Annotated in this window: 23 protein-coding genes; 15 read left to right on the top strand and 8 right to left on the bottom strand. The window is 64.2% G+C overall.

Annotated elements, in window-relative coordinates:
* The 5 genes from AC0L3J_RS01580 (at position 1) to AC0L3J_RS01560 (ending at position 3,869) form a co-directional block, all read left to right on the top strand.
* The gene (locus tag AC0L3J_RS01580) at positions 1–219 is read left to right on the top strand and encodes a hypothetical protein (protein WP_473345645.1); all 219 of its coding nucleotides are present in this window, start codon (positions 1–3) and stop codon (positions 217–219) included.
* Positions 220–529: 310 nt separating this feature from the next.
* On the top strand, positions 530–1,447 hold the full coding sequence (locus AC0L3J_RS01575; RefSeq protein WP_247285300.1) for a branched-chain amino acid ABC transporter permease: 918 nt from the start codon (positions 530–532) through the stop codon (positions 1,445–1,447).
* Entirely contained in the window at positions 1,444–2,388 is a 945-nt protein-coding gene (locus tag AC0L3J_RS01570) for a branched-chain amino acid ABC transporter permease (protein WP_473345644.1), read from the top strand. Before AC0L3J_RS01575 ends, AC0L3J_RS01570 begins: the two co-directional genes overlap by 4 nt.
* Positions 2,381–3,148 (top strand): ABC transporter ATP-binding protein, encoded by a 768-nt coding sequence (locus AC0L3J_RS01565; RefSeq protein ID WP_473345643.1) that lies wholly within the window; start codon positions 2,381–2,383, stop codon positions 3,146–3,148. Before AC0L3J_RS01570 ends, AC0L3J_RS01565 begins: the two co-directional genes overlap by 8 nt.
* Positions 3,141–3,869: an ABC transporter ATP-binding protein gene (locus AC0L3J_RS01560; protein ID WP_473345642.1), complete on the top strand. Its 729-nt coding sequence runs from the start codon at positions 3,141–3,143 to the stop codon at positions 3,867–3,869. The genes AC0L3J_RS01565 and AC0L3J_RS01560 overlap by 8 nt, the downstream gene beginning before the upstream one ends.
* 167 nt (positions 3,870–4,036) lie before the next feature.
* Here the strand turns inward: AC0L3J_RS01560 and AC0L3J_RS01555 are convergent, their stop codons facing one another.
* The 4 genes from AC0L3J_RS01555 to AC0L3J_RS01540 form a co-directional block, all read right to left on the bottom strand.
* The gene (locus tag AC0L3J_RS01555; RefSeq protein WP_473345640.1) at positions 4,037–4,402 is read right to left on the bottom strand and encodes a hypothetical protein; all 366 of its coding nucleotides are present in this window, start codon (positions 4,400–4,402) and stop codon (positions 4,037–4,039) included.
* 323 nt (positions 4,403–4,725) lie between these two features.
* Positions 4,726–5,709: an FG-GAP repeat domain-containing protein gene (locus tag AC0L3J_RS01550; RefSeq protein ID WP_456767210.1), complete on the bottom strand. Its 984-nt coding sequence runs from the start codon at positions 5,707–5,709 to the stop codon at positions 4,726–4,728.
* 56 nt (positions 5,710–5,765) lie between these two features.
* Complete coding sequence (locus tag AC0L3J_RS01545; RefSeq protein WP_473345639.1) at positions 5,766–7,202, bottom strand: glutamine synthetase family protein; 1,437 nt, start codon at positions 7,200–7,202, stop codon at positions 5,766–5,768.
* A gap of 193 nt (positions 7,203–7,395) precedes the next feature.
* Complete coding sequence (locus tag AC0L3J_RS01540) at positions 7,396–8,754, bottom strand: aromatic ring-hydroxylating dioxygenase subunit alpha (RefSeq protein WP_473345638.1); 1,359 nt, start codon at positions 8,752–8,754, stop codon at positions 7,396–7,398.
* A gap of 112 nt (positions 8,755–8,866) precedes the next feature.
* Here AC0L3J_RS01540 and AC0L3J_RS01535 point away from each other — a divergent pair, with 112 nt between their 5' ends.
* Positions 8,867–9,652, top strand: a complete 786-nt coding sequence (locus AC0L3J_RS01535; protein ID WP_473345637.1) for an IclR family transcriptional regulator domain-containing protein — start codon at positions 8,867–8,869, stop codon at positions 9,650–9,652.
* An 87-nt stretch (positions 9,653–9,739) separates the two neighbouring features.
* Here AC0L3J_RS01535 and AC0L3J_RS01530 read toward each other — a convergent pair whose 3' ends face one another.
* Both AC0L3J_RS01530 and AC0L3J_RS01525 read right to left on the bottom strand, forming a co-directional pair.
* Positions 9,740–10,135: a group II truncated hemoglobin gene (locus AC0L3J_RS01530; protein WP_473345636.1), complete on the bottom strand. Its 396-nt coding sequence runs from the start codon at positions 10,133–10,135 to the stop codon at positions 9,740–9,742.
* Positions 10,136–10,147: 12 nt separating this feature from the next.
* Complete coding sequence (locus tag AC0L3J_RS01525) at positions 10,148–11,056, bottom strand: helix-turn-helix transcriptional regulator (protein WP_473345635.1); 909 nt, start codon at positions 11,054–11,056, stop codon at positions 10,148–10,150.
* Between the two features lie 152 nt (positions 11,057–11,208).
* On the opposite strand from AC0L3J_RS01525, the gene AC0L3J_RS01520 reads away from it, so the two are divergent.
* The 4 genes from AC0L3J_RS01520 to boxB all read left to right on the top strand — a co-directional run bounded on the left by AC0L3J_RS01520 (position 11,209) and on the right by boxB (position 16,947).
* Positions 11,209–12,750 (top strand): benzoate-CoA ligase family protein, encoded by a 1,542-nt coding sequence (locus AC0L3J_RS01520; protein ID WP_473345634.1) that lies wholly within the window; start codon positions 11,209–11,211, stop codon positions 12,748–12,750.
* 50 nt (positions 12,751–12,800) lie between these two features.
* Positions 12,801–13,622 carry an alpha/beta fold hydrolase gene (locus AC0L3J_RS01515; protein WP_473345633.1) on the top strand — a complete coding sequence of 274 codons (822 nt, stop codon included), beginning with the start codon at positions 12,801–12,803 and terminating at the stop codon, positions 13,620–13,622.
* 81 nt (positions 13,623–13,703) lie between these two features.
* Entirely contained in the window at positions 13,704–15,392 is a 1,689-nt protein-coding gene (gene boxC, locus AC0L3J_RS01510; RefSeq protein ID WP_473345632.1) for a 2,3-epoxybenzoyl-CoA dihydrolase, read from the top strand.
* A gap of 118 nt (positions 15,393–15,510) precedes the next feature.
* Positions 15,511–16,947, top strand: a complete 1,437-nt coding sequence (gene boxB, locus AC0L3J_RS01505; RefSeq protein ID WP_473346056.1) for a benzoyl-CoA 2,3-epoxidase subunit BoxB — start codon at positions 15,511–15,513, stop codon at positions 16,945–16,947.
* A 168-nt stretch (positions 16,948–17,115) separates the two neighbouring features.
* Here boxB and AC0L3J_RS01500 read toward each other — a convergent pair whose 3' ends face one another.
* Both AC0L3J_RS01500 and AC0L3J_RS01495 read right to left on the bottom strand, forming a co-directional pair.
* Positions 17,116–17,925 carry an SDR family oxidoreductase gene (locus AC0L3J_RS01500; RefSeq protein WP_473345630.1) on the bottom strand — a complete coding sequence of 270 codons (810 nt, stop codon included), beginning with the start codon at positions 17,923–17,925 and terminating at the stop codon, positions 17,116–17,118.
* Positions 17,926–18,146: 221 nt separating this feature from the next.
* Entirely contained in the window at positions 18,147–19,205 is a 1,059-nt protein-coding gene (locus tag AC0L3J_RS01495) for a polysaccharide deacetylase family protein (protein ID WP_473345628.1), read from the bottom strand.
* A gap of 163 nt (positions 19,206–19,368) precedes the next feature.
* Here AC0L3J_RS01495 and AC0L3J_RS01490 point away from each other — a divergent pair, with 163 nt between their 5' ends.
* The 5 genes from AC0L3J_RS01490 (at position 19,369) to pstS (ending at position 25,064) form a co-directional block, all read left to right on the top strand.
* Positions 19,369–20,763 (top strand): OmpA family protein, encoded by a 1,395-nt coding sequence (locus AC0L3J_RS01490; protein WP_473292898.1) that lies wholly within the window; start codon positions 19,369–19,371, stop codon positions 20,761–20,763.
* 2 nt (positions 20,764–20,765) lie between these two features.
* Complete coding sequence (locus AC0L3J_RS01485; RefSeq protein WP_473292900.1) at positions 20,766–21,068, top strand: hypothetical protein; 303 nt, start codon at positions 20,766–20,768, stop codon at positions 21,066–21,068.
* A 451-nt stretch (positions 21,069–21,519) separates the two neighbouring features.
* Positions 21,520–22,575 (top strand): putative bifunctional lysylphosphatidylglycerol flippase/synthetase, encoded by a 1,056-nt coding sequence (locus AC0L3J_RS01480; protein WP_456767223.1) that lies wholly within the window; start codon positions 21,520–21,522, stop codon positions 22,573–22,575.
* Positions 22,576–22,608: 33 nt separating this feature from the next.
* Complete coding sequence (locus AC0L3J_RS01475) at positions 22,609–23,907, top strand: ATP-binding protein (RefSeq protein WP_473345627.1); 1,299 nt, start codon at positions 22,609–22,611, stop codon at positions 23,905–23,907.
* A 143-nt stretch (positions 23,908–24,050) separates the two neighbouring features.
* On the top strand, positions 24,051–25,064 hold the full coding sequence (gene pstS / locus AC0L3J_RS01470; protein ID WP_473345625.1) for a phosphate ABC transporter substrate-binding protein PstS: 1,014 nt from the start codon (positions 24,051–24,053) through the stop codon (positions 25,062–25,064).
* Positions 25,065–25,097: the final 33 nt, after the last annotated feature.

The raw sequence follows: 25,097 nt of genomic DNA, 5'->3' as shown, positions 1-25,097 counted from the left end.
ATGTCGAACATGATGCGGGACAGCCAGATCATGGCGCAGATCAAGGACGAAAATCTCGGCTACATGTCCGACATGGCGCTCGAACTCGCGCAGATGGCGGAAGACACCGGATTGGCGACGCTCGCCTATCTGTTCCGGATGGCGGCGCTGGAGGCCTCGACGGCCGATAGCGTGCTTGCCGAGCCGGATGACCTTCCCCGGCAGATGACGTCGCACTAGGCGTCTCCTTCCCAACGTTGCGACGAATTTCACACCTCTCCTCGGCAACGGGGGGAGGGTGATCCGTTTGGGTGCGGCAGGTTGACCCATCCTGCGCGGCAGTCTTCTTGCAAGGCCGATTGCAGGGGCCGGGATCGATCGGATGCATCGGCATGCAACAAAGTGCATGTTGGGTGTCGAATCGCTCTTGCCTCGGAACGATACTGCCATTACCCATTTTTCCGCCTTGTACAGGCAGGGGGAGCTCTTTCACTGATGGCGACCGTGTTCGAACATCGGCGCGAACCTGCGTGCGCCTGAAAGAGTTTTGATGCTGCTCGTCGTCGAACAGTTCTTGAACGGATTGCAGTTCGGCCTGCTGCTGTTCCTGCTCGCCGCCGGCCTGACGCTGGTGTTCGGGATCATGGATCTCGTCAACCTCGCGCACGGCTCGCTCTACATGATGGGCGCCTATTTCGCCGCCACCTTCGCAGCCTGGACCGGCAGCTTCCTGCTCGGTGCGCTGCTAGCGCTCGGTGCAACCCTCGTGCTCGGCATCGTGCTCGAGATGACCGCGCTGCGGCACCTCTACGGACGCGACCATCTCGACCACGTGCTCGCGACCTTCGGCCTGATCCTGTTCTTCAATGAAGCCGTGCGGCTGATCTGGGGGCCGGCCGGGCTTGCGCTGCCGCTGCCGGCCTGGCTCACCGTGCCGGTGCCGATCCTGCCCGGCATTCACTATCCGGCCTATCGCCTCGCCATCATCGTCGTGGCGCTGCTGGTTGCGCTGCTGCTCTATCTCGGCGTGATGCGCACCCGCATCGGCATGCTCATCCGGGCCGGCGCCTCCAATCGCGAGATGATCGGCGCGCTCGGCATCAACATCAAGCTGCTCTACACCCTGGTGTTCGGCCTCGGTGCCGCGCTCGCCGGTCTTGCAGGGTTGATGCAGGCGCCGATCCTCACCGTGCAGATCGGCATGGGCGAGAACATCCTGATCCTCGCCTTCGTCATCATCGTGATCGGCGGCATCGGTTCGATCCGCGGCGCGTTCCTGGCCGCGATCTTCGTCGGCATGATCGACACGCTCGGCCGCGCTTTCCTGCCCAATTTGTTGCGGCAGGTGCTGAGCGGCGCCGCGGCCTCGACCGCCGCGCCCGCGTTGTCGTCCATGCTGATCTATCTGCTGATGGCGGTCGTGCTGGTGGTGCGTCCGGAGGGGCTGTTTCCGGCCAACCGCCGATGAAGTCATTCACTGTGAGCAAGGCCGTCACGGCCCTGATGCTGGCGGGCCTCGTGCTACTGCCGCTCTATTCGCAACTCTCCGGCAACATCTTCATCCTGACGCTATTCACGCGCATCGTCATCCTGGCGCTGGCGGCCGCGAGCCTCAACCTCATCATGGGTTTTGGCGGCATGATGAGTTTTGGCCATGCCGCCTATCTCGGCATCGGCGGTTACGCGGTCGGCATGCTGGCGCAGGAAGGCGTGGGAAGCGGCTTCATCCAATTTCCGGTTGCGCTTGCGGCCTCCGCGACTTACGCCGTCGTGATCGGCGCGCTCTCGCTTCGCACGCGTGGCGTTTACTTCATCATGATCACGCTCGCTTTCGCGCAGATGGCCTATTACGTCGCCTCGGGGCTGGCGCGTTACGGCGGCGATGACGGCCTCACCGTCTACAAGCGCAGCGATTTCTCCGGGCTGATCAACCTGTCGAACCGCACGCAGTTTTATTATCTCTGCCTCGCCTGCCTGTTCGGCGTGGTCTTCCTGATCTGGCGCATCGCCAATTCGCGCTTTGGCCTCGTCCTGCAGGGCCTGCGCTCCAACGAGCAACGCATGCAGGCGATCGGCTTTCCCTCGAAACGCTACCAGCTGGTCTGCTTCGTCATCTCGGGCATGATGTGCGGCCTTGCCGGCGCGCTGCTCGCCAACAACACCGATTTCGTCAGCCCGGCCGCGATGTACTGGACGCGTTCCGGCGACCTCATGGTGATGGTGATCCTCGGGGGCATGGGCACGCTGTTCGGTCCGGTCATCGGCGCGGTGGTGTATTTGCTGCTGGAAGAGTTCTTGTCGCAGCTCACCGAATACTGGGCGCTCATCATGGGGCCGATGCTGCTGCTGATCGTGCTGTTCGGCCGCGGCGGCATCATGGGCCTGCTCGGGAGGCTCAATCGTGGCTGAGCCGCTGCTCCGTGTCGACAGGCTGGTGCGCCGCTTCGGCGGCATCGTTGCGACGGACAACGTCTCGCTCGACGTCGCGGCAGGCGAGCTGCACGCCATCATCGGCCCGAACGGCGCCGGCAAAACCACGCTGATCAGCCAGCTCACCGGGCATCTGGAGCCGCATTCCGGCAGCGTCTCGCTGGCGGGGCGCGACATCACCTATCTGCCGGCCTATCGCCGCTGCGCGCTGGGCCTGGCACGTTCGTTCCAGATCACCTCGCTGCTGCTCGATTTCACCGCCGCCGACAATGTCGCGCTCGCGGCGCAGGCGCATGCCGGCACCTCGTTTCGCTTCTTCGCCGATGCACGCAAGGAGAAGGGCCTGCGCGATGCCGCGCATGCCGCGCTCGAGCGCGTCGGTCTCGCCCATCGTGCCGATGTGCTGGTGTCCAGACTCAGCCATGGCGAGCGTCGCCAGATCGAGCTGGCGGTTGCGCTGGCAAGCAAGCCGAAACTTTTACTGCTCGACGAGCCGATGGCGGGCCTCGGTGTCACCGAGTCCCAGCGCATGGTGCAGCTGCTCCAGGAGCTGCGCAAAGAGGTCTCGATCGTGCTGGTCGAGCACGACATGCCGGCGGTGTTTGCGCTCGCCGACCGCATCTCGGTGCTGGTCTATGGCCGCGTCATCGCCTCCGGCGATCCGGCCGCGATCCGGGCGAACGAGGACGTCAAGCGCGCCTATCTCGGCGAGGCGCATGTGGTGACGCACCATGTCTGAAAAAGGGATGGGTGACACGCTGCTCGAGGTCAACGGCATCGAGACCTGCTACGGCCTGTCCCAGGTGCTGTTCGGCCTGTCGCTGTCGGTCAAATCAGGCGAGATGGTCTCGCTGATGGGCCGCAACGGCATGGGCAAGACCACGACCATCCGCTCCATCATGGGCCTGACGCCGGCGCGCGCAGGCAGCATCCGCTTTGCGGGCTCGGAGGTGCGGACGCAGCCGTCCTACAGGATCGCGCAACTCGGTGTCGGCCTCGTCCCCGAGGGGCGGCAGATCTTCCCGAACCTCACCGTGCGCGAAAACCTGGTCGCGGCCGCCGCCGATCGTTTCGACAGCAGCAATCCCTGGACGCTGGCGGCGATCTACGTGATGTTTCCGCGCCTCGCCGAGCGCGCCTCCAACATGGGCAACCAGCTCTCCGGCGGCGAGCAGCAGATGCTCGCCATCGGCCGCGCACTGATGACCAACCCGAAGCTCCTCATTCTGGATGAAGCGACCGAAGGCCTGGCGCCCCTGATCCGCGAAGAGATCTGGAGCTGTCTGTCGCTGCTCAAGAGCCGGGGACAGTCGATCCTGGTCGTCGACAAGAACGTCGACCACCTCGCCCGCATCTGCGACCGCCACACCATCATCGAGCGCGGCAAGACGGTGTGGAGCGGCACCTCGGACGAGCTGTTGGCCGAGCCGGATCTGCAGCACAAATATCTGGGGATTTGAGGCTGTGAGGGCGCGATGCTGGCGCCGCTCATACGGTGTCGTCCTGGCGAAAGCCAGGACCCATAACCACCGAATTCAGTTTGGCAAAGATTTGTGGTTGGCAGTCGCGTGCGACAACTTTTCCCTGCGGTAATGGGTCCTGGCTTTCGCCAGGACGACGTTGGCAATCACCAGTAAATCCCGTGCCGATGCAGTTCCCGGATCACGCGGGCCTCCGTGGATGGCTGGCGACGTTTCGGCTTTGTCGTTTCTCTCGTGCTGGCAATCGGCGCGAGACCGGACTGGGTCGCGGCCGGAGCGATCGCGGATGTCGTGGCAGTCGCTGCCGGAGACGTTGAAGCTGGGGCGGTGGTCGCCGTCTGGACATTCGTGGGCCCTGCCGCTGGAGCTTGTGGCGGCGTGGCTGCTGTCGTTGCCGGCTCGGCGGTCTGCGGGTTCACATTTGTCGCCGCAAGGCTGAGGCTCCGTGGTCCGCCGGCATAGGCCTGGCTTGCCAGCAGCGACATTGCCGCGATCAGGATCAGCTTTCGCATGACACCCTCCGTTACCTGGTCAATCCGTCTTACCTGGATTCGCTGGGCCTCTATCGCGACGAGCGGCCCATTCCGATTTCGATCAAGGTGGCACGGCAGGACAGGCGATAGATCAAGCTGAACAAATGACCCCACATGACCGAACTCCATTGTTGATCAATGCCGTCATTGTGACCCTCCATCGTTTCCGGCGATCTTCGCGGGGGCGGAAAAATGACTTCGTCGGCAAGGTCAAAGGTTTCGTAGGAAGCACCGGCGCGAAACCGGCTCACGCCGGCGTGAGGGCCTGTCGGTAACGATCGTGGGCTCGGCCCGCGGCGATCCTAATCGTGGACCAACATCAGCCGGCCATCCTCGAGCCCGAACACGAGTGCGGGACGATCGCGGTATTTCATGCCGCCGATATTCGTCGCGATCCTTGCCGGAAGCCTGATGCGCGCGATGTCATGCGGGCCAGCGACGAACCCGATGAGCCGCAGCGTTCGCCGTTCGAGGTCCGGTACCGCGAGATCTGGATGGCCGTCGCCATCAAAATCGGCCGTAAAGCTCATGTGCAGCGATCGCGAGCCGATGAAATGGTTCGATACGTCGGAAATTTCCGCCGATTTTTCCAAACGATCATGCCGCCACGACCACATTTCGAGAATCCCGACCACATGAGGCTGGCGGACAAGCACAATATCCGTGGTGCCATCGCCGTCGAAATCGGCGATACCGGCCGGATTGAGCCAAGCATGGGCGTGGCCGATCGGAGGCGTCTCCGCAACGATGGCCGCCGAGGCGGGATCGATGACAGCCAGCGCGGAGCCGCGCTTCAGATAGGATTTGACCAGCACAATCCTTTCGCGGCCGCCGATCGCAGCGACGCGCGGCTCGAGGTCTTCGAACACGGCGTCACCATCCAGGCGCAGCGTGCGTTGTCCGCCCCCGCGCGGCTCGATCACCAGGCTGCCGGCCTCGATGGCATCGCCGAGGACGCCGTGGTGATAGCGTTCGGTCGGCTCAGCGAGCCAGGCACGCGCGACGGTATCGCGGCCTGTCGCGACGCGCCCATCCGCAAGGGCCCCGGGCGGCGGCGCCGGACGTTCGAGCGCGGGGGTCGGCACCATGCGCATCCCTTTCGCGTCGAACTGATACCAATTCGTGCCGATTGCAATTCGGACGTCGCTATCCGCTAAATCAATTTCGCTGACGCGGCCGGGGGCCCGCACGGTGCTCGCCTGCCAGTCGGCCAGGGCTGGCGCGGACAGGGCTGGCGCGGACAGGGTCAGGGAAAAGAGCAGGACCGCCGGGCGCAACCGCATCATGGTACTCCTGGAAAATCCGGCCGTGTTGCGGGGATCAGCGGCCGGTTGGCGGCGGCTCAAAACACCTCGAAATATTCGCGGTGCTCCCAATCGGTCACCTCGGACAGGAAGCGGTCGATCTCGGCATTCTTGATGTGGGTGTAGTAGTCGACGAACTCAGCCCCGAGCTTTTCGCGGAAGAACGGATCGTCCTTCAGCGCGCTGACCGCATCGCGCAGCGACTTCGGCAACAGCGGCGCCTTGGTTTCGTAGGGCGTATCGGCCGACGGGCCGGGATCGAGCTTGCGGTCGACGCCGTCGAGGCCGGAAAGAATCTGCGAGGCTATGTAGAGATAGGGATTGGCGGCGGGCTCGCCGATGCGGTTTTCCAGGCGCGTGGCGGCATCGCCGGCCGCGCCGAGCACGCGGATCATCACGCCGCGATTGTCGCGGCCCCAGATCGCGCGGTCCGGCGCCAGCGAATAGGAGCGGTAGCGCTTGTAGCCATTGATGGTCGGGGTTGTGAACACGGTCGACGCGCGGGCGTGGTCGAGCAGGCCCGCAAGCCAGGCGCGGCCGAACGCGCTGAGCGGCTCGCCGCCGTCTTTCGCCATGAACTGGTTCTCGCCGCTCGCGCGTGAGACCACCGATTGGTGCAGATGCCAGCCGCTCGCAAACAAATTCGGCAGCTTCGGCCGGCACATGAAGGTGGCGTGATAGCCGTGGCGGTGCGCGATCTGCTTCACGGCGGAGCGAAACAGCACCATGTTGTCGGCGGGCTCGAGGCCCTTCTTCGGGGCGAAGGTGAATTCGCACTGGCTCGGCCCAAATTCGACCTCGACGGAGCGCAAGGGCAGACCGAGCGCGACGATGTCACGGCGCAAAATCTCCAGCACCGGCTCCATCTGATCGAAGCGCTGCTCGGTGAGATATTGATAGCCGTGGCTGAGCAGGCTCACCGAAGGCGGCGTGCCGGGCTGGCCAGCGTCCTCGGGCCGCATATGCGGATCGTCGAGCTTGAAGATGTGGAATTCAACCTCGAGGCCCGCGACGAAATCGTGGCCGCGGCTTGCGAGCTCGCCGAGCACCTTGCGATAGAGCCCGCGTGTCGCGAACGGGACAGGACGGCCGTCGTTGAAATAGAGGTCGCAGAGAACCCAGCCCGTGGCCGGCGCCCAGGGCAAAACGCGAAACGTGGTGGGATCGGCGACCATCAGCACGTCGGCCGCGCCCTCCATCTCCTTCATGCCAAAGCCGCCGCCCGACGTGAACACCGGAAACACCGTGCGGTGCGAGGTGTCCTTGGCGAGCATGGTGGTGGTGATGGAGCAACCGCTCTCCAGCGAAGCGATCGCCTCGGCCGCGACGATGGTCTTGCCGCGCAAGATGCCGTGCTGGTCCGGGAAGGCGAGGCGGATGACCTCGAGGTTCTTCTCCTCGACGATGCGGCGCATGCGCAATGCAGCGTCCTTCTGCTCATCCGACCACAGCGCATGACGCGCGACGAAAGTCACTTTGGCAGTTCCTTCTTGCTCCGCGAGAGTATAGCGCACACTGTCATCGTCCGCGAAGGCGGACGATCCAGTATTCCAGAGACGTCCGTGTGTCCACGAGAGGCCGCGGCGTACTGGATGCCCCGCTTTCGCGGAGCATGACAGCGGAGAATGTGGAGCCGCCGTCTCGCCCCGCCAGCGGCGAACTGCATTATCACTCCGCCGCCGTCAGCCGATGCACGTTGTCCGCAATCTCCTTCGGCACCGGCGCCGTCCATGGCGCGCTGCGGCGGCGCTTCACGTCGACTTCCATCCAGTATATCTCCCAGCCTCGGGTCGGCCCGATGCCGTCCATGGTCGCCGGGCCCTGGATCGAACGTGCGGTGGCCTCGTCGAGATGCAGCATCGGCTTCTCGCCGCCTGCGACCTTCTCGATCTCCTGCCGCAGCAGGCGGCGGTACTGCACGATCGCCTTGTCGCTCGTGCCGAGGTGCTCCCTGGTGCGGTCCTGGATCGCGCCCATCGATTCCACCGCCCACTGGTCGTGGACGTTGATGTCGGTGCCCATGCCGGTATAGGTCGCCGTCTGCTGCTCGTGCGGATCGAAACCGTAATCGTTGGTCCTGTTCTTGCGCGATTTGTAGTCCGGCAGCTCATAGAGCTCGAGCCGCTGGTCGCGCATCTTCTTCTTGTCGACGGGGTTCGAATAGCTGGTGAAGATCGCGTACCAGTAGCAGTTCTCGTCGTCGACCGGCACGTGCCACTGCGTGATCGTCATCTCCGTGCTCATGGGGATGACGAAGCCGTGCGGGAAGAGCTGGTTGGTGACGCGCACGTGGGTGCGCTCCTCGTCGATCTCGCGCAGCGCGATCAGCCGCAGGCCGTATTCGGTGTGCTCGACATTGATGATCGGGCGGTCGTATTCGCGCAAAATCTTCGTCATCGGCAGGTCGCTGCCGGCGGAGGCGCCGCGGAATTGCTTACCGTAGGCCGTCGACGTGTCCTCGTCCTCGAAGAAGCGATGCAGGTAGGAGGCGTGCGCGGGATCGATGCCGACTTCGAGCGCCTGGAGCCAGTTGCAGGCCATGTGGCCTTTGAACGCGAAAGTGTGGGTGCCGGGGGCGACGAAGCAGTCGAGTTCGGGAAATGCCGGCGGCTCGCCCTCGCCGAGATAAGCCCAGAGGATGCCGCTCTTCTCCACCACGGGATAAGAGCGCTGGCGGATGTTCTGGCAGAGTTTTGAATCCTTCGGCTCGGCCGGGGTTTCGATGCATTGCCCGGTGGCGTCGAACAGCCAGCCATGAAAGGCGCAGCGCAGGCCGCCATGCTCGAGCCGTCCGAAGGCGAGATCGGCGCCGCGATGCGCACAGTGCCGATCGATCAGGCCGTAGCGCCCGGTCTCGTCGCGGAACAGCACCAGGTTTTCGCCGAGCAATCTGACGGGGCGGATCGGTCGATCGCCGTCGAGCTCGTCCACCAGCGCCGCCGGCTGCCAGTAGCTCCGCATTAGCTTTCCGCAGGGGTCCTTCGGACCGGTGCGGGTGATCAGGTCGTTCTGCTCCTGGCTCATCATGGCGAGTGCATCCTTTGTGGAGTGGCGTTTGTTCGCCTATTGAACGAATGGGCGAATTATGACATGCCTTGATCCGGCAGCAAGCACTATTTTGCAGGAATGACCCGACACCATGCCCAAGCTGAAGCGAAGCGAGAGCGACGAACGCGCGACGGATTTCGTCGAGAGCCTCGATCGCGGGCTGCGCCTGCTGCAATGCTTCGGAGCGACGGCGGGTCCGATGACACTCAGCGATCTCGCCCGCGCCGCGGATCTGCCGCGCGCGACTGCGCGACGCATGCTGTTCACGCTTCAGCGCGGCGGCTTCGTCAGCGGCGACGGCAAACTGTTCTCACTGACGCCACATGTGCTGACACTGGCCGCGTCGTATCTGCGGTCGAGCCAACTCGTCACGGTCCTGCAACCGGTGCTCGACCGCGTTGCGATAGCGGCCAACGAAATCTCCTCGCTCGCGGTTCTCGACGGCGATGAGGTCGTGTTCATCGCGCGCAGCAGTCCGGCGCGGATGTTTTCAGGTGGGCTGGACATCGGTTACCGCCTGCCGGCCTTCTGCACCTCGGTCGGCCGCGCCATGCTCGGCCAACTCACCGATGCCGAGCTGGCTGCGCGTCTAAAAGCGATGAAGCGCGAGGCGTTGACGCCGCAGACGGTGACCGATCCCAAGGCGCTGCTCGCGCGCATTGTCGCCGATCGCGCGCAGGGTTACGCGCTGGTCGATCGCGAGGCCGAGCCGCATTTCCGCTCGATCTCAGTCCCGGTGCGTCGTTATGATGGCGTGATCGTCGCCGCCATCAACATGGGCGCCCATGTCGACCGCGTGCCGGCGCAGGAATTGATCGAGCGATTTTTGCCGCTGTTGCGTGAGGGCGCTGAAGCGGTGCGGTCGCAACTCTTGTAGCCCGGGTGAGCGAAGCGATACCCGGGAAAGTCATCGTGAAGACCCGGATGTCGCTTCGCTCATCCGGGCTACGCGCCTGTGCAAAAATCACTGCCGGTTGCGCATCCAGTCGGCGAGGCCGGACAACGCCTTGTCGAGGTCCTGCCGCGCGGCAGCGTCCATAACCGTCTCCTCGAGCGCGCCGCGCATGCAGAGCATCCACGCGTCGCGCTCGGCATCGCCGATGGCAAAGCCGATGTGGCGCTGGCGCAGCCGTGGATGGCCCTTCTCGACCGAGTAGAGTTTCGGGCCGCCGGTCCATTCGGTGAGATAGCGCTTCAGCACGTCCCTGATCAGGCCGAGGTCGTCCGCATGCATCGCGCGGATGATCTTCGCCTCCGGCAGCGTATCCATCCGTTCATAAAAGCGATCGACCAGTCGATTGATCGTGGCGCTGCCGCCGATCCGCGCGAACATGGAGATTGCAACGTCGCTGTCGGTCATGGGAGTTCGGACCTACAGCGCCACGCTGCGCAGCCCGAAGCTGCGCGCTTCGTTCTGCAGCACCGGTCGCACCGCATCAACCAGGCGCGCCGCGGCGGCATCGACGGACAGTCCCGCCGTGTCCACCACCGCCGTCGCGCGCGCATACAGCGGCTCGCGGCTCAAGAGGATGTTGCGCAGCTCCGCCATAGCTGAGCGGTCGTCGGCCATCGGGCGCAAATCGCCCTGGCGGCGGACGCGGGCCATGTGCTCCTCGGGCTCGGCCTTCAGCCAGATCGTGTAGAACGACGACAGGATCTGGTCGAACGTCAAGGGCTCCGAGACAATGCCGCCGCCAGTCGCCAGCACCATCAGCTCGTTGCGCGCGAGCAGCTGTTGCAGCGCCGCCTGCTCCATGCGGCGAAAACCTTCCTGGCCGTAGAGCGCGATGATCTCGGCGACCGAGAGGCCGTTCTGCTGCTCGACCTCCTTGTTGAGTTCGACAAAACTCCAGCCGACCTTCTTCGCCAGCATTCGCCCAAGCGTCGATTTGCCGGCGCCGCGCAGGCCGATCAGCGCGATGCCGCAGAACGGCGCGCGCCGCGGCGCGGAAGCGCTGCCGCCTGCCAGCAGATCCTTGGCTTGCGCGAGCTGCGCCGGCGTCGCCTTGCGCAAGAGATCGCGAAACATCTGCCAGTCCGGGGTCGGATCGGCCGAGGGAAGCAGGTCTTCGAGATGCGCGCCCATCGCGTCGGAGACGCGGCGGAGCAGCACGATGGAGACGTTGCCCTTGCCGCTTTCGAGCTGCGCGATGTAGCGCTCCGATATTCCTGATACCTTGGCGAGCACCTTGCGCGACATGCCGCGTAGCGCGCGCATTGTGCGCACGCGCTGGCCGAGCTGTTCGAGAAATCGGGATTCGGCGTCGGGACTGTCAGTCATGGACTACGGATCATGGGCCTGCTTGAGCGGATGTCTTCTTTTAAAGAGGTCCTGCGGCGCGTATTAATGAAACATAGTGCCTGCTGGCATTGACAGCAAGCCAATGCGGTGTCTTTCTATGAATTATAATTCTAAATTCAGGGGAGAAGTCCGTGAGCGAGGGATCCTATAACGCGGTGACCTGGCTGCTCGACCGGAATGTCGAGGAGGGACGCGGCAACAAGCTCGCCTTCGACGACACCGTCTCACGGCTCGCCTATGGCGAGCTCCAGCGCGAAACGCGGCGCGCCGCCAACGTGCTGCGCCGGCTCGGCGTCCGCCGCGAAGAGCGCGTGGCCATGATCATGCTGGATACGGTCGACTTCCCGATCGTGTTTCTGGGCGCGATCCGCGCCGGCATCGTGCCGGTGCCGCTCAACACGCTGCTGACATCAGATCAATACGCCTACATCCTCGCCGATTGCCGCGCACGCGTGCTGTTCGTCTCGGAAGCGCTCTATCCCGTCATCAAGGACGTCGTCGGCCGCATGCCGGACCTCGAGCATGTCGTGGTGTCCGGCGCCAAGCAGAACGGTCACAAGCAGCTTGCCGAGGAGATTGCGGACGAGAGCGACCGGTTCACCACCGCCGCGACGCATCCGGATGAGCCGGCGTTCTGGCTCTATTCGTCAGGCTCAACCGGCATGCCCAAGGGCGTACGCCACATCCATTCGAACATGCAGGCGACCGCGGACACTTATGCGAAGCAGGTGCTCGGCATTCGCGAGAACGACGTTTGTCTTTCTGCGGCAAAGCTGTTCTTCGCCTATGGCCTCGGCAATGCCCTGACCTTTCCGATGTCGGTCGGCGCCACCGTGGTGCTCAACAGCGAACGGCCGACGCCGGCGCGCATGTTCGACCTGATGAACCGCTATAATCCCTCCATCTTCTACGGCGTGCCGACCCTGTTCGCGGCGATGCTCAATGACGAGGCGATGAAGAGCGAACGCGGCGGCCGCGCCTTGCGCATCTGCACCTCGGCCGGCGAGGCGCTGCCGGAATCCGTCGGCAACAGCTGGAAAGCGCGCTTCAACGTCGACATCCTCGACGGCGTCGGCTCGACCGAGCTGTTGCACATCTTCCTGTCGAACGCGCCCGGGGATATCAAATACGGCTGCTCCGGCAAGCCGGTGCCGGGCTATGCGGTGCGGCTTGTCAACGAGGCGGGACAGGATGTCGCCGACGGCGAGGTCGGCGAACTCCTGGTCGATGCGCCTTCCGCCGGCGAGGGCTACTGGAACCAGCGCCACAAGAGTCGCCGCACGTTCGAGGGACCATGGACCCGCACCGGCGACAAATATGTCAGGGATGCCGAGGGCCGCTACACCTTCTGCGGCCGCGCCGACGACATGTTCAAGGTCTCGGGCATCTGGGTCTCGCCGTTCGAGGTCGAGAGCGCGCTGATTACGCATCCAGCCGTGCTGGAAGCCGCGGTCGTGCCCGAGGCCGATCCGGAGGGCCTGCTGAAGCCGAAGGCCTTCGTCGTGCTGCGCCAGGGAGCGACGACGACGGGCCTGCAGGAGATGCTCAAGGACCACGTCAAGCAGAAGATCGGCCCATGGAAATATCCGCGCTGGATCGACGTGGTGGACTCGCTGCCGAAGACGGCAACGGGAAAGATCCAGCGGTTCAAGTTGCGGGACGGGGCGAATTGACAACAAGTCGTCATGGCCGGGCTTGACGACCGAGAGAAGAGCGACAGAACATGACCAACCTCTCCCCCACCGGCTTTCTCAGCATCGGCAACGTCAGTCTCGAGTACAAATGGCTCGCGCCGCAGAGTGCCGATGCACCCACCATCGTCATGCTGCATGAAGGCCTCGGCTCGGTCGGGCTCTGGGGTGACTTCCCGGAAAAGCTGCAGCAGGCAACCTCCGCCGGCATCTTTGCCTATTCGCGTGCAGGCTATGGCCAATCGAGCAAGGTCGCGTTGCCGCGGCCGCTCGACTACATGCACCGCGAGGCACTGGACGTGCTGCCGAATATTCTCGATGCGATCGGCTTCAGGCGCGGCCTGCTGCTCGGCCATTCCGACGGCGCCTCGATTGCGACGATCTATGCCGGCGCACACCAGGATCATCGCCTCAACGGCGTCGTGCTGATCGCGCCGCATTTCATCGTCGAGGACATCTCGGTGAAGTCGATTGCGGACATCAAGACCACCTTCGAGACCACCGATCTCAAGTCCAAGCTCGCGCGCTGGCACAAGGACGTCGACAACGCCTTCTACGGCTGGAACGCCGCCTGGCTCGATCCGAAATTCCGCGATTGGGACATCTCGGAATATCTCGCCTACATCCGCATTCCGGTGCTGGTCCTTCAAGGCGTGGACGACCAATACGGGACGCTGCGTCAGGTCGAGATCGCGCAGCAAGAATGCTATTGCCCGGTCGATTTGAAAGTCATTTCGGGCGCGGCGCATTCTCCCCACCGCGAAGCTCCGGGACAGACGCTTGACGCGATTGAGCAATTTGCAGCAGCCGCCTTGCGCGAAGACATGAAGCAAAATGCATATTCGGTCGCTTAAAGGGTAGACGCGCGCAAAAATGTGCACTATTGTGCATCTAACGCGATAGCCAAAACGCATAATCAAGCTCAAGGGTGGCCCATGGCCGGGGAAGATCGGCGCCTCGCAGGCGGCGCGACATTCATCGATTTCCAGACCGAGCCGTCCCGCTACCGGCACTGGAAGCTCGCGGTCGACGGTGACGTCGCCACCCTCACCATGGACGTCGACGAGAATGGCGGCCTGTTCGAGGGCTATCTGCTCAAGCTCAATTCCTACGATCTCGGCGTCGACATCGAGCTTGCCGACGCGGTCCAGCGCCTGCGCTTCGAGCACCCCGAGGTGAAGGTCGTGGTGATGCGCTCGGCCAAGAACCGCGTGTTCTGCGCCGGCGCCAACATCCGCATGCTCGCGGGCTCGACGCATGCCCACAAGGTCAATTTCTGCAAGTTCACCAACGAGACTCGCAACGGCATGGAAGATTCGTCGGAGAATTCCGGCCAGCGCTTCATCACCGTCGTGAACGGCTCGGCCGCCGGCGGCGGCTATGAGCTCGCGCTCGCCACCGACTACATCATGCTCGCCGATGACGGCGCGTCCGCCGTCGCCTTGCCCGAAGTGCCGCTGCTCGCGGTGCTGCCGGGCACCGGCGGCCTCACGCGTGTGGTCGACAAGCGCAAGGTGCGCCGCGATCACGCCGATTTCTTCTGCACCATCGAAGAGGGCGTGAAGGGCAAGCGCGCCGTGCAATGGCGCCTGGTCGACGAGATCGCGCCGAACAGCAAGCTCGAAGGCAAGGTTGTCGAGCGCGCCAGGGAATTCGCCGACAGCTCGAAGCGCAAGGGCAGCGGCAAGGGCATCGCGCTGACGCCGCTCAAGCGCATCATCGACGAGACCAGCATCCGCTACGGCTTTGTCAGCGTCGATATCGACCGCGCGGCGCGGATCGCCACGATCTCGATCAAGGCGCCTGAAGCCGCGCCGCCCGCCGACATCGACGGCATGATGGCGCAGGGTGTCGCGTTCTGGCCGCTCCAGGTCGCGCGCGAACTCGACGACGCAATCCTGCATCTGCGTATCAACGAGCTCGAGATCGCGATGCTGGTGTTCAAGAGCCATGGCGACCGCGCCCATGTGCTCGCCTGCGACGCCTTCCTCGAGGCCAACAAGGCGCACTGGCTGGTCAACGAAATCAGGCATTACTGGAAGCGCGTCTTGAAGCGCATCGACGTCACCTCGCGCACGCTGGTGACGCTGGTCGAGCCCGGCTCCTGTTTTGCCGGCACGCTCGCCGAGCTCGTCTTCGCCGCGGACCGCTCCTACATGCTGATCGGCACGCGCCAGGGTGACAACCGCCCGCCGCCGTCGATCGAGCTGTCAGCGTTGAATTTCGGTCCGTATCAGATGAGCCATGGCCTGACGCGGCTTCAGTCGCGCTTTCAGGCCGATCCGGCCGATGTGGAACGCGCGGAAGCCACGATGGGCACGGCGCTGGACGCCGAGCAGGCGGAAGAGCTCGGTCTCGTCACCTTCGCACTCGACGACATCGACTGGGACGACGAGGTCCGCGTGTTCCTGGAGGAACGCGCCAGCTTCTCGCCCGACAGCCTCACCGGCATGGAAGCGAGCCTGCGCTTCGTCGGCCCCGAGACGATGGAATCGAAAATCTTCTCGCGCCTCACCGCGTGGCAGAACTGGATCTTCCAGCGCCCCAATGCGGTCGGCGAGGAAGGCGCGCTGCGCCGCTACGGCAGCGGCCAGAAGCCGAAATTCGATATGACGCGAGTGTAGAGCGCGAATGGGGAGTTGCGAATAGAGACGCCATTCGCCACTCGCGATTCGCGATCCCACAATTCGATGCCCGCGATTTAATGAACTAGTCCCACACGGGAGGTCCTCCATGAACATCATGAACGTCGACTACTCGACCAAGATTCCGAACAACGTCAATCTGGCCGAAGACCGCCAGGTGCTCAAGGCGCTGGAGGGCTGGCATCCCGGCTACATGGACTGGTGGAAAGACATGGGGCCGGAAGGCTTCCAGGAATCGCTGGTGTACTTGCGCACCGCCTATTCGGTCGATCCGCGCGGCTGGGCCAAGTTCGACTACGTGCGGATGCCTGAGTATCGCTGGGGCATTCTCCTTGCTCCCCAGGAGGAGAACCGCGTCGTGCCGTTCGGCGAGCATTTTGGCGAGCCGGCCTGGCAGGAAGTCCCGGGCGAATATCGCGCCATGCTGCGCCGTCTGATCGTGATCCAGGGCGACACCGAGCCTGCCTCGGTCGAGCAGCAGCGCCACCTCGGCAAGACCGCGCCCTCGCTGTACGACATGCGCAATCTGTTCCAGGTCAATGTCGAGGAAGGCCGTCACCTCTGGGCGATGGTGTACCTGCTGCAAAAGTACTTTGGGCGCGACGGACGTGAAGAGGCTGACGATTTGTTGCGCCGCCGCTCGGGTGACGCCGACTCGCCACGCATGCTGGGCGCCTTCAACGAGGCGACGCCGGACTGGCTGTCCTTCTTCATGTTCACCTATTTCACCGACCGCGACGGCAAGATGCAGCTGCACTCGCTGGCGCAGTCCGGCTTCGATCCCCTGTCGCGCACCTGCCGCTTCATGCTGACGGAAGAAGCGCACCACATGTTCGTCGGCGAGACCGGCATCACGCGTGTCGTGCAGCGCACCTGCGATGCGATGCGGGAAGCCGGCATCACCGATCCCACCGACATCGCGAAGGTCCGAGCGCTTGGTGTGATCGACCTGCCGACCATCCAGAAGAAGCTGAACCTGCACTATACGCTGTCGCTCGATCTGTTTGGCTCGGAAGTCTCGACCAACGCGGCGAACGCCTTCAACACCGGCATCAAGGGCCGCTATCACGAGACCCAGATCGACGACGATCATCAGCTCAAGAACGCGACCTATCCGGTGCTGAAGTTCATCGACGGCGAGATCAAGCTGGTGGACGAGCCGGCGCTGACCGCGCTCAACATGCGCCTGCGCGACGATTACAGCCAGGATTGCGTCAAGGGCATGCTGCGCTGGAACAAGGTGATCTCGACCGCGGGCTACCAGTTTCAGCTCAAGCTGCCCAACGTCGCCTTCCATCGCCATATCGGCGAGTTCAAGGGCATCCACGCGACGCCGGATGGTCTGTTGATCGACGACGCAACCTGGGCGAAGCGCAAGGACGAATGGCTGCCATCGACCGCCGACGGCGACTTCATCAGCTCGCTGATGCAGCCCGTCACCGAGACCGGCCAGTTCGCCTCCTGGATCTCGCCGCCGAAAGTCGGCATCGACAACAAGCCCGGCGATTTCGAGTATGTGAGGATCGAGTCGTAACTTCTTTACCTCTCCCCGCTTGCGGGGAGAGGTCGGATCGCCCTTGCGATCCGGGTGAGGGGGTACAGGTGCGGCGACAATCTCACGTGTGGAGAGAAGCCCCTCACCCCAACCCTCTCCCCGCAAGAGCGGGGCGAGGGAGCGTGACGCCGCGAGCAGCGCGATGCCTCAACTATCCCAGCCGCTCCCCTTGATTCCCGGGTTCGCATAGACAATGCCGCCGTCCACCGCGATGGTCGCGCCCACCACATAATCTCCCGCGCGCGAGGCGAGATAGATCGCAGCGCCCGCCATGTCCTCGTCGGTGCCGACGCGGCCCGCGGGCACGCGCGTCGAGACCTCGTCGGCATGATCGCGTGCGGCCCGGTTCATGTCGGATTTGAACGGGCCCGGCGCGATCGCGGTGACCACGACGTGGTCGCCGATCAGCTTGACGGCCATGCGCCGCGTCAAATGGATCAGCCCCGCCTTGCTCGCGGCGTAAGAATAGGTCTCGCCCGGATTGACGAAGATGCCGTCGATCGAGGCGATGTTGATCACTTTCGCTGGCCGCTCTGCTGATGCCGCCGCGCGCAACGTGGGCGCCAGCGCCTTGGTCAGGAAGAACGGCGCCTTGACGTTGAGGTTCATCACCTTGTCCCAGCCGCTCTCCGGAAACTCGTCGAACTCCGCGCCCCAGGCCGCGCCCGCATTGTTGACGAGGATGTCGAGTTTGGGCTCGCGCTTGGCGAATTCGCTCGCGAGCAGCTCGGCGCCGGCGAGTGTCGAGATGTCGATCGGCAGCGCGATGCATTCGCCGTCATATTGCGCGGAGAGCTCTTTCGCGGTCGCCTCGCAAGGACCAGCCTTGCGCGCGGTGATGTAGACCTTCGCGGCCCCTGCGCTGAGAAATCCCGCCGCGATCATCTTGCCGATGCCGCGCGAACCGCCGGTCACCAGCGCGACGCGGCCTTTGAGCGAGAACAGATCGTTGAACATGGTGCCTCCCTTTGTTTGCGTCGGTTGTGAGCGGGGCAGGGAGGGGAGTCAAGGAAAGCGCCGCATCGTCATCCTGGCGAAAGCCAGGACCCATTACCCCAGGATAGAGTTGTTTGAATGAGCTGTGGCCCGAGCGCGTCGCAAAATGGACAGCGGTGGCAATGGGTCCTGGCTTTCGCCAGGACGACGGCTGAATTCGGGACGACAGAGGAGATTCGAAACTACGCCGCCGCGATCCTGCGGAAGCCGTTCCACATCGCGGTCGCGGCGCCCGAGGTCAGCACCGGCAGAATCCGCGTGTCCTGGTAATTTCCGTTGAGCGAGACCCGTGGCAGCGCGGTCATGTGGCCGGCGTTTTCGGCGAACAGCATGCCGGGTCGCGTCGTCACCGCGGTCTTGAAACCGGCGGATGCAGCGAGCGCGAATTCACGCTCGCCCGCCGCCTCGCGATCACCATAGGGATAGGCAAGATGCTGGACATTGCGGCCGAGCGCCTGCTCGATCCGGGCGCGGCTCACGGCCATCTCCTGCGTGGCGATCGCTTCGCTTTGCTTGGCGAGATTGCAATGGCTGACCGAATGTGCGCCGATCGTGACCAGGGGATCGGCGGCAAATGTCTTCACCTCGTCCCAGGACAGGCAGAGGCTGCGGCACAGCGCGGCCATGTCGACACCGTACTTCGTGCAGAGCGCCTCGATCTCGCGCTTGAGATCGTGCTCGCCGGGCAATGCGCGCAACCAGTCGTGCAGGCGGTCGAACGCCGCCTGCTTGGCGGCTGGTGTCGTGGCATCGAGCCGCAGCGCGGCATTGCCGATCGTCACCTCGATCTGCTCGGCCTTGGCGATCACGGCCTCCAGCGCCTCCCACCACAGCCGACCCGTGCCCTCCGCGAAGTCGCTGGCGACATAGACCGCCAGAGGCGCGTCAAATTCGCGCAGAACCGGCAGCGCAAAATCGAGATTGTCGCGATAGCCATCGTCGAGCGTGAAGGCGGCGAAGCGCCGGTCGAACCGGCGCCGCACCAGCCGCTCATGCAGCTCGTCCATGCTGACGATGTCGATCTCGCGCGAGCGCAGATGGCACAGTGTCGCGTGCAGGAATTCGGGGGTGACTTCGAGATGCCGGTTCGGCTGAAACACCGCGGCGCGGGCCGGCCGCACGTGATGCAGCATGAAAATGGCGCCGACGCCCGACAAAAGCGGGCGCAACAGGTGGTGGGCGCCGCTGAAATAGAGTGCTTCCAGCCCGGCGCGGATGACGTTGTTACGAAGTTGTTTCATGACCCGCTGGCGGACTTTGGCATTCCGCCTTCAACTTACGGAAGAACCCTTGAAGAAAAAGTTATTCCAATTGTCACGCCCGGCCTTCGGAAGGGCGTCATTTCCGGTTTGACAGCCCGCCAAGGGTTTGTTTTGTCTCCGGTTCCAGAGTTCGGGTCGTCGAATGCAGAAGCTTTTCAGGTGGGCCAGCAAATGGTGGCCGGGGCTCATCCCCCTGGCCGTCATGTGGGGATTTGCGGCCTGGAATAACACTTTGCCGGTCGAGGCGGATCTTTCCGCCCGCAGCTCGGCGGCGCTAAAGGATACCGTTCTGGACAAGACCCGGATCGCGGTGGACGGCCGCGACGTCAGCCTGGCTGCCGAGGCCTTTTCCGAGGAGGGTCGCCGCGACGCTGTTGTGGCGGTCGAGACCGTGCCCGGCGTCCGCCTGGTCGACGACCGGACCCGCCTCGTTCCCGAGGCAAAGCCCTTCGTCTGGAACGCCGAACGCGACGTGGTGCGGGTGACGCTGTCAGGCTCCGCGCCCCTGCCGTCGATGAAGGGCCGCCTGACCGAGGCGGCCCGCAAGGAGGTCGCCGGTACCGAGGTGGCCGATCAGATGGGTTTGGCCCGCGGCGCACCGCCGCGGTTCGAGGCGGCTGCGATGCTACTGCTCGACCAGATCGGCAAGCTCAAGGACGGCAAGATCACGATCACGGACACCAAAGTCACGCTGTCGGGCATGGCGCGCGATCTCGGCGGCCGCGAAGCCGTCGCAGCGGCGCTGAAAAACCTGCCCGAGGGCTTTTCGATCGCCGCCAACGACGTCAAGGCGCCGCCTTACGTCTTCCAGGCCTACAAGGATCCGGTGGCCGCGACGGTGACGCTGACCGGCTATGTTCCCGACAACAATGTCCACGCGGCCATCGCCACCAGCGCGTCGCGGAAATTCTTCAACGAAAAGGTCGTCGACAATCTCAAGGCCAGCGTCGGCGCGCCCGGTGCCTTCAGTCCCGCCGTGGTCGCAGCGCTCGGCGCGCTGTCGCGACTGTCGACCGGCACGCTCGTCGTGTCCGACCGCGAGGTGAAGCTGTCGGGCGATGCGCTCTATGAAGGTGCCGCCAACGACATCCGCGCAGGCCTTGGCAAGGACTTTCCGAAAAACTGGCAATACAAGCCGGAAATCACGGTGAAACCCGCAGCCGGGCCGGTCGATGGCACCGTGTGCCAGCAGTTGTTCTCGGAGCTTTTGGCCAAGGCCAAGATTCGCTTCGGGGCGAAGCGCGCCGACATCGATCCGGATTCCGCCGGTATTCTCGATCATCTGATCGAGACGGCATTGCGATGCCCCACCACCAATATCGAGGTCGCCGGGCATACCGATGCCGACGGCGAGGATTCCTTCAACCAGGCACTCTCGGAGAAGCGCGCGCAGGCGGTGATCGACTATCTGGTCAAGGCCGGCCTGCCTGCCAGCCGCTTCACCGCGGTCGGCTACGGCAGCACGCAGCCCGTCGCCGGCAACGACAGCGAAGACGCCAAGGCGCAGAACCGCCGCATCGAATTTCTGGTGAGGTGACGATGCCCTATCTCGTCTCGTTCCATCTGGGCTGGCTGATCGGCTCGTTGCTGCTCGGCTTCTGCATGGGCTGGATCTCGGTGGTCCAACGCGGCAACGGCACCTCGAAGGTGACCGCGCGCTGGCTCGCCGTGCTTGTTGCCGGCCTGGTCGCGGCCTCGCTCGCGCATGTGGTCCCCGGTCGCTTCGGCTACTGGCTCGACCTCGGCCTGATCATGTTCGCCTGCTACCTCGTCGGCGGCGCCATCGGCGCCTGGCTGCGCGACCGGGTGGTCGCGCGCAGCATGCCGCCTGCCGCTCTGTGATGTTGCCCTGCACCCTGACTGCGGACGTCATGAGCGCGGCTGCGCGGCCTTCCCGGCCCATCGAAAACCGCGAACAAACGCGCCGGCCACCCCTCTTTCAACAGGCGGGGGCGACCCATAGATTGATTTCGGCTTAAGTCGTGACGGAACATTGTGCGGTCGAAATCATCAAAACTTCATGGCCACTGCGCAGGATTGCCACGGAGATTCGCGTCAGTCTTGCCGCCGAAAGCGCCAAACCGTGCATCAGGAGCCCGCAACCCTGCCTAAAATATTGAAGGCACGAGTTTTTGTTCGAATTGCCGAATTCCACTCCGCCCTGAAACGCGCTAGTGGAGGGATGGCGGGTATGCGCGATGCCGGGACCGGCAGCGGGGGTTCGTCGGGTGCCTGCGTGTCGTCCGCCTGTTCGCCGGCCACCCTGGCCGCTGAAGCGTTGTTCGAGGTTTAGATGCTGGAAGCCATACGCAGGGCGATGTCGTTTCTGCGCCAGAAGCAAATCCTGCATAAGCTTGGAGTTGTGATCAGCGTCGCGGTCATCGGCATCGCTTGCTATGTGCTTTACCACATGCTGCGCGGCATCGATGTCAACGAGGTCCTCGAAGCGATCAAGAGCACCGAGCCGAGCCAGATTGCGCTGGCGGCTTTGTTCGTCGCCGCGGGCTATTTCACGCTGACCTTCTACGACCTGTTCGCCGTGCGCGCGATCGGCCATCCCCACGTGCCCTATCGGATCAACGCGCTCGCTGCCTTCACCAGCTATTCGATCGGCCATAATGTCGGCGCCAGCGTCTTCACTGGCGGCGCGGTGCGCTACCGCATCTATTCGGCCTATGGGCTGAACGCGATCGACGTCGCAAAAATCTGCTTCCTCGCCGGCCTGACCTTCTGGCTCGGCAACGCCGCGGTGCTGGGCCTCGGCATCTCCTATCATCCGGAGGCTGCGGCCTCGATCGACATGCTTCCGCCCTGGCTGAACCGGACGCTGGCGATGATGATCATCGTCGGGCTGGTCGCTTACGTGGTCTGGGTCTGGACCCAGCCGCGGATGGTTGGCCGCGGGCCCTGGACCGTGATGCTGCCGGGCGGCCCGCTGACGCTGCTCCAGATCGCGATCGGCATCATCGATCTCGGCTTCTGCGCGCTGGCGATGTACGTGCTGGTCCCGGACGAGCCCAATCTCGGCTTCGTGGTGGTCGCGGTGATCTTTGTCTCGGCCACGCTGCTCGGCTTTGCCAGCCATTCGCCCGGAGGTCTTGGTGTGTTCGACGCGGCCATGCTGGTCGGGCTCTGGCAGATGGACCGGGAGGAGCTGCTGGGCGGGATGCTGCTGTTCCGCGTCCTCTATTATCTGTCCCCTTTCGTCATTTCTGTAATCTTGCTGACGTTTCGCGAAGTTATCATCGGCGCACGATCGAAACGCCTGCAGCAGGCCGCGCTCAAGCTCGACCCCGGCCCCGCACCTGAAGCCGCTTACGTGAGAAAGCGCAGCGACAGCGGCGCCTGACCGGCGCAAGGTCCTTTGGAGAAGCCCGCCCCGATGGCGATCGACGCCCCATCTTCTCCCTCCTCCCAGCCCTGGTCCGACCGGCTGCGGCACTCGACCGTCATCCTGATCGCCGCGGCGCTGGCACTGTCGGTGGTGGTCTCGCTGGGCGAATTGTCGGCACTGCATGCGATCGCGGTGTTGCTCTGCATCGCGGCCGCAGCGCTGATCCCGTGGCGCCTGCACGATACCGCCGCCTCGCGCGAAGAGACCCGCCGCGTCAACCCGGTCGAGAGCGCGGCGGTCGCCGCTGTTGTCGCCGGCATGCCCGATCCCGCGGTGCTGCTCGACCGCGCCGGCCGCGTCATCCATCTCAACGCCGCGGCCGCCCAGCTCGCGCCGGCGCTGCGTCGGAATGAGCTTGCCCAGTTCGCGCTGCGCTCGCCCGAGATCATCACGGCGCTGCGCGAGTCGATCGCGACCACCGAGCCGCGGCGCGCGACCTATCTCGACCATGTCCCGGTCGATCGCTGGATGGAGCTGACCATCACGCCGGTGCCGGTGCCGACCACCTTCGGCGGCGCCGACAAATGCATGCTGATGACCTTCCACGACCAGACGCCGCTGCGCCGGGTTGAGGAGATGCGGGCCGATTTCGTCGCCAATGCCAGTCACGAGCTGCGCACGCCGCTGGCCGCGCTGTCCGGCTTCATCGACACGCTCCAGGGCCAGGCCAAGGACGATCCCAAGGCGCGCGAGCGCTTCCTCGGCATCATGCACAACCAGGCCACCCGGATGGCCCGCCTGATCGACGATCTCTTGTCGCTGTCGCGGGTGGAGCTGTCGGCCCATGTGCGGCCCGACACCCTGGTCGACCTTCTTCCGATCATCTTGCAGGTCGCCGATGGGCTCGAGCCGCTGGCGCGGGAACGTCAGGTCGAGGTCGAGACCCAGCTGCCTGAGACCCCGGTGCTGATCGCAGGCGACCGCGAGGAGCTGCTCCGCCTGTTCGAGAATTTGATCGAGAACGCGCTCAAATACGGCGCCGCGGGCGGTCGCGTCATCGTGTCGCTGACGTCCAGTTCCGCCCCTGATGGAACTCAGGAAATCCGGGTCCTGGTCCGGGATTTCGGCCCCGGCATCGCGCCGGAACATTTGCCGCGGCTGACCGAGCGGTTCTACCGGGTCGATGTCGGCGACAGCCGCTCGCAGGGCGGCACCGGCCTCGGATTATCGCTGGTGAAACATATTGTTAACCGGCACCGCGGCCGGCTTCTGATCGAAAGCGTGCCCAAACAGGGCGCCACTTTCACCGCTTGTTTTCCCCAGGGCAAGCCTGCGGCTTTGAGCTAAACACAAGCATTTTCAAATGCTTAAGACTGTCATCCGACTGTCACCAAACCTTCGTAAAAGCTCAGCTGTCCGCTCCTAAAGGGGCGGCACGGGGAGCGCGATCGGGCGCTGATGGCGCTTCGCTCCCCTGTATGGAGACCAGCATGAATTTCCTCAAAACACTCGTCGCTGCTGGCATCGTCGCCGCATCGACGACGGCGGCCTTTGCTGCCGACATCACGGGTGCCGGTGCGACGTTCCCGTTCCCGATCTATTCCAAATGGGCTGACGCCTACAAGAAGGAGACCGGCAACGGTCTGAACTACCAGTCGATCGGCTCCGGCGGCGGCATCAAGCAGATCCAGGCCAAGACCGTGACCTTCGGCGCCAGCGATGCGCCGCTCAAGGCCGAGCAGCTCGAGAAGGACGGCCTCGTCCAGTGGCCGATGGTGATGGGCGCCATCGTTCCCGTCGTCAACATCGAGGGCGTGAAGCCCGGTGAGATGGTGTTCGACGGCGAGACGCTGGCCAGCATCTATCTCGGCAAGATCACCAAATGGGACGACGCCGCGATCAAGAAGCTCAACCCGAACGTGAAGCTGCCCTCGGAAGCCATCACCGTGGTCCGCCGTTCGGACGGTTCGGGCACCACCTTCAACTTCACCAACTACCTCGCCAAGGCCAGCGCAGACTGGAAGAGCAAGGTCGGTGAAGGTACCGCCGTCGAGTGGCCGGTCGGCGTCGGCGCCAAGGGCAATGAAGGCGTGTCCGGCAACATCAGCCAGACCAAGAACTCGATCGGCTATGTCGAGTACGCCTATGCCAAGCAGAACAAGCTGACCTACACCGGTCTCGTCAACAAGGCCGGCAAGCCGGTGCAGCCCACCGTCGAAGCCTTCCAGGCGGCCGCCGCCAACGCCGACTGGGCCAAGGCTCCCGGCTACTACGTCATCCTGACCGACCAGCCCGGCGAGAAGTCCTGGCCGATCACGGCGGCGACCTTCATCCTCATGCACAAGGACGCCACCGACAAGGCGGCCTCGCAGGAAGCCCTCAAGTTCTTCCGCTGGGCCTTCAAGAGCGGCGGCAAGGCGGCTGAAGAGCTCGACTACATCCCGATGCCGGACCCGGTCGTTCAGCTGATCGAGAAGACCTGGGCTGCCGAAATCAAGAGCTAGGCTCGCGACGCTCGTGCCCCGGATGCGCTGCGC

This window comes from Bradyrhizobium sp. Kon37, assembly GCF_055807535.1.
Note: the sequence above shows the minus strand (reverse complement) of the source record. Positions and strands in the feature narration are given on the sequence as shown.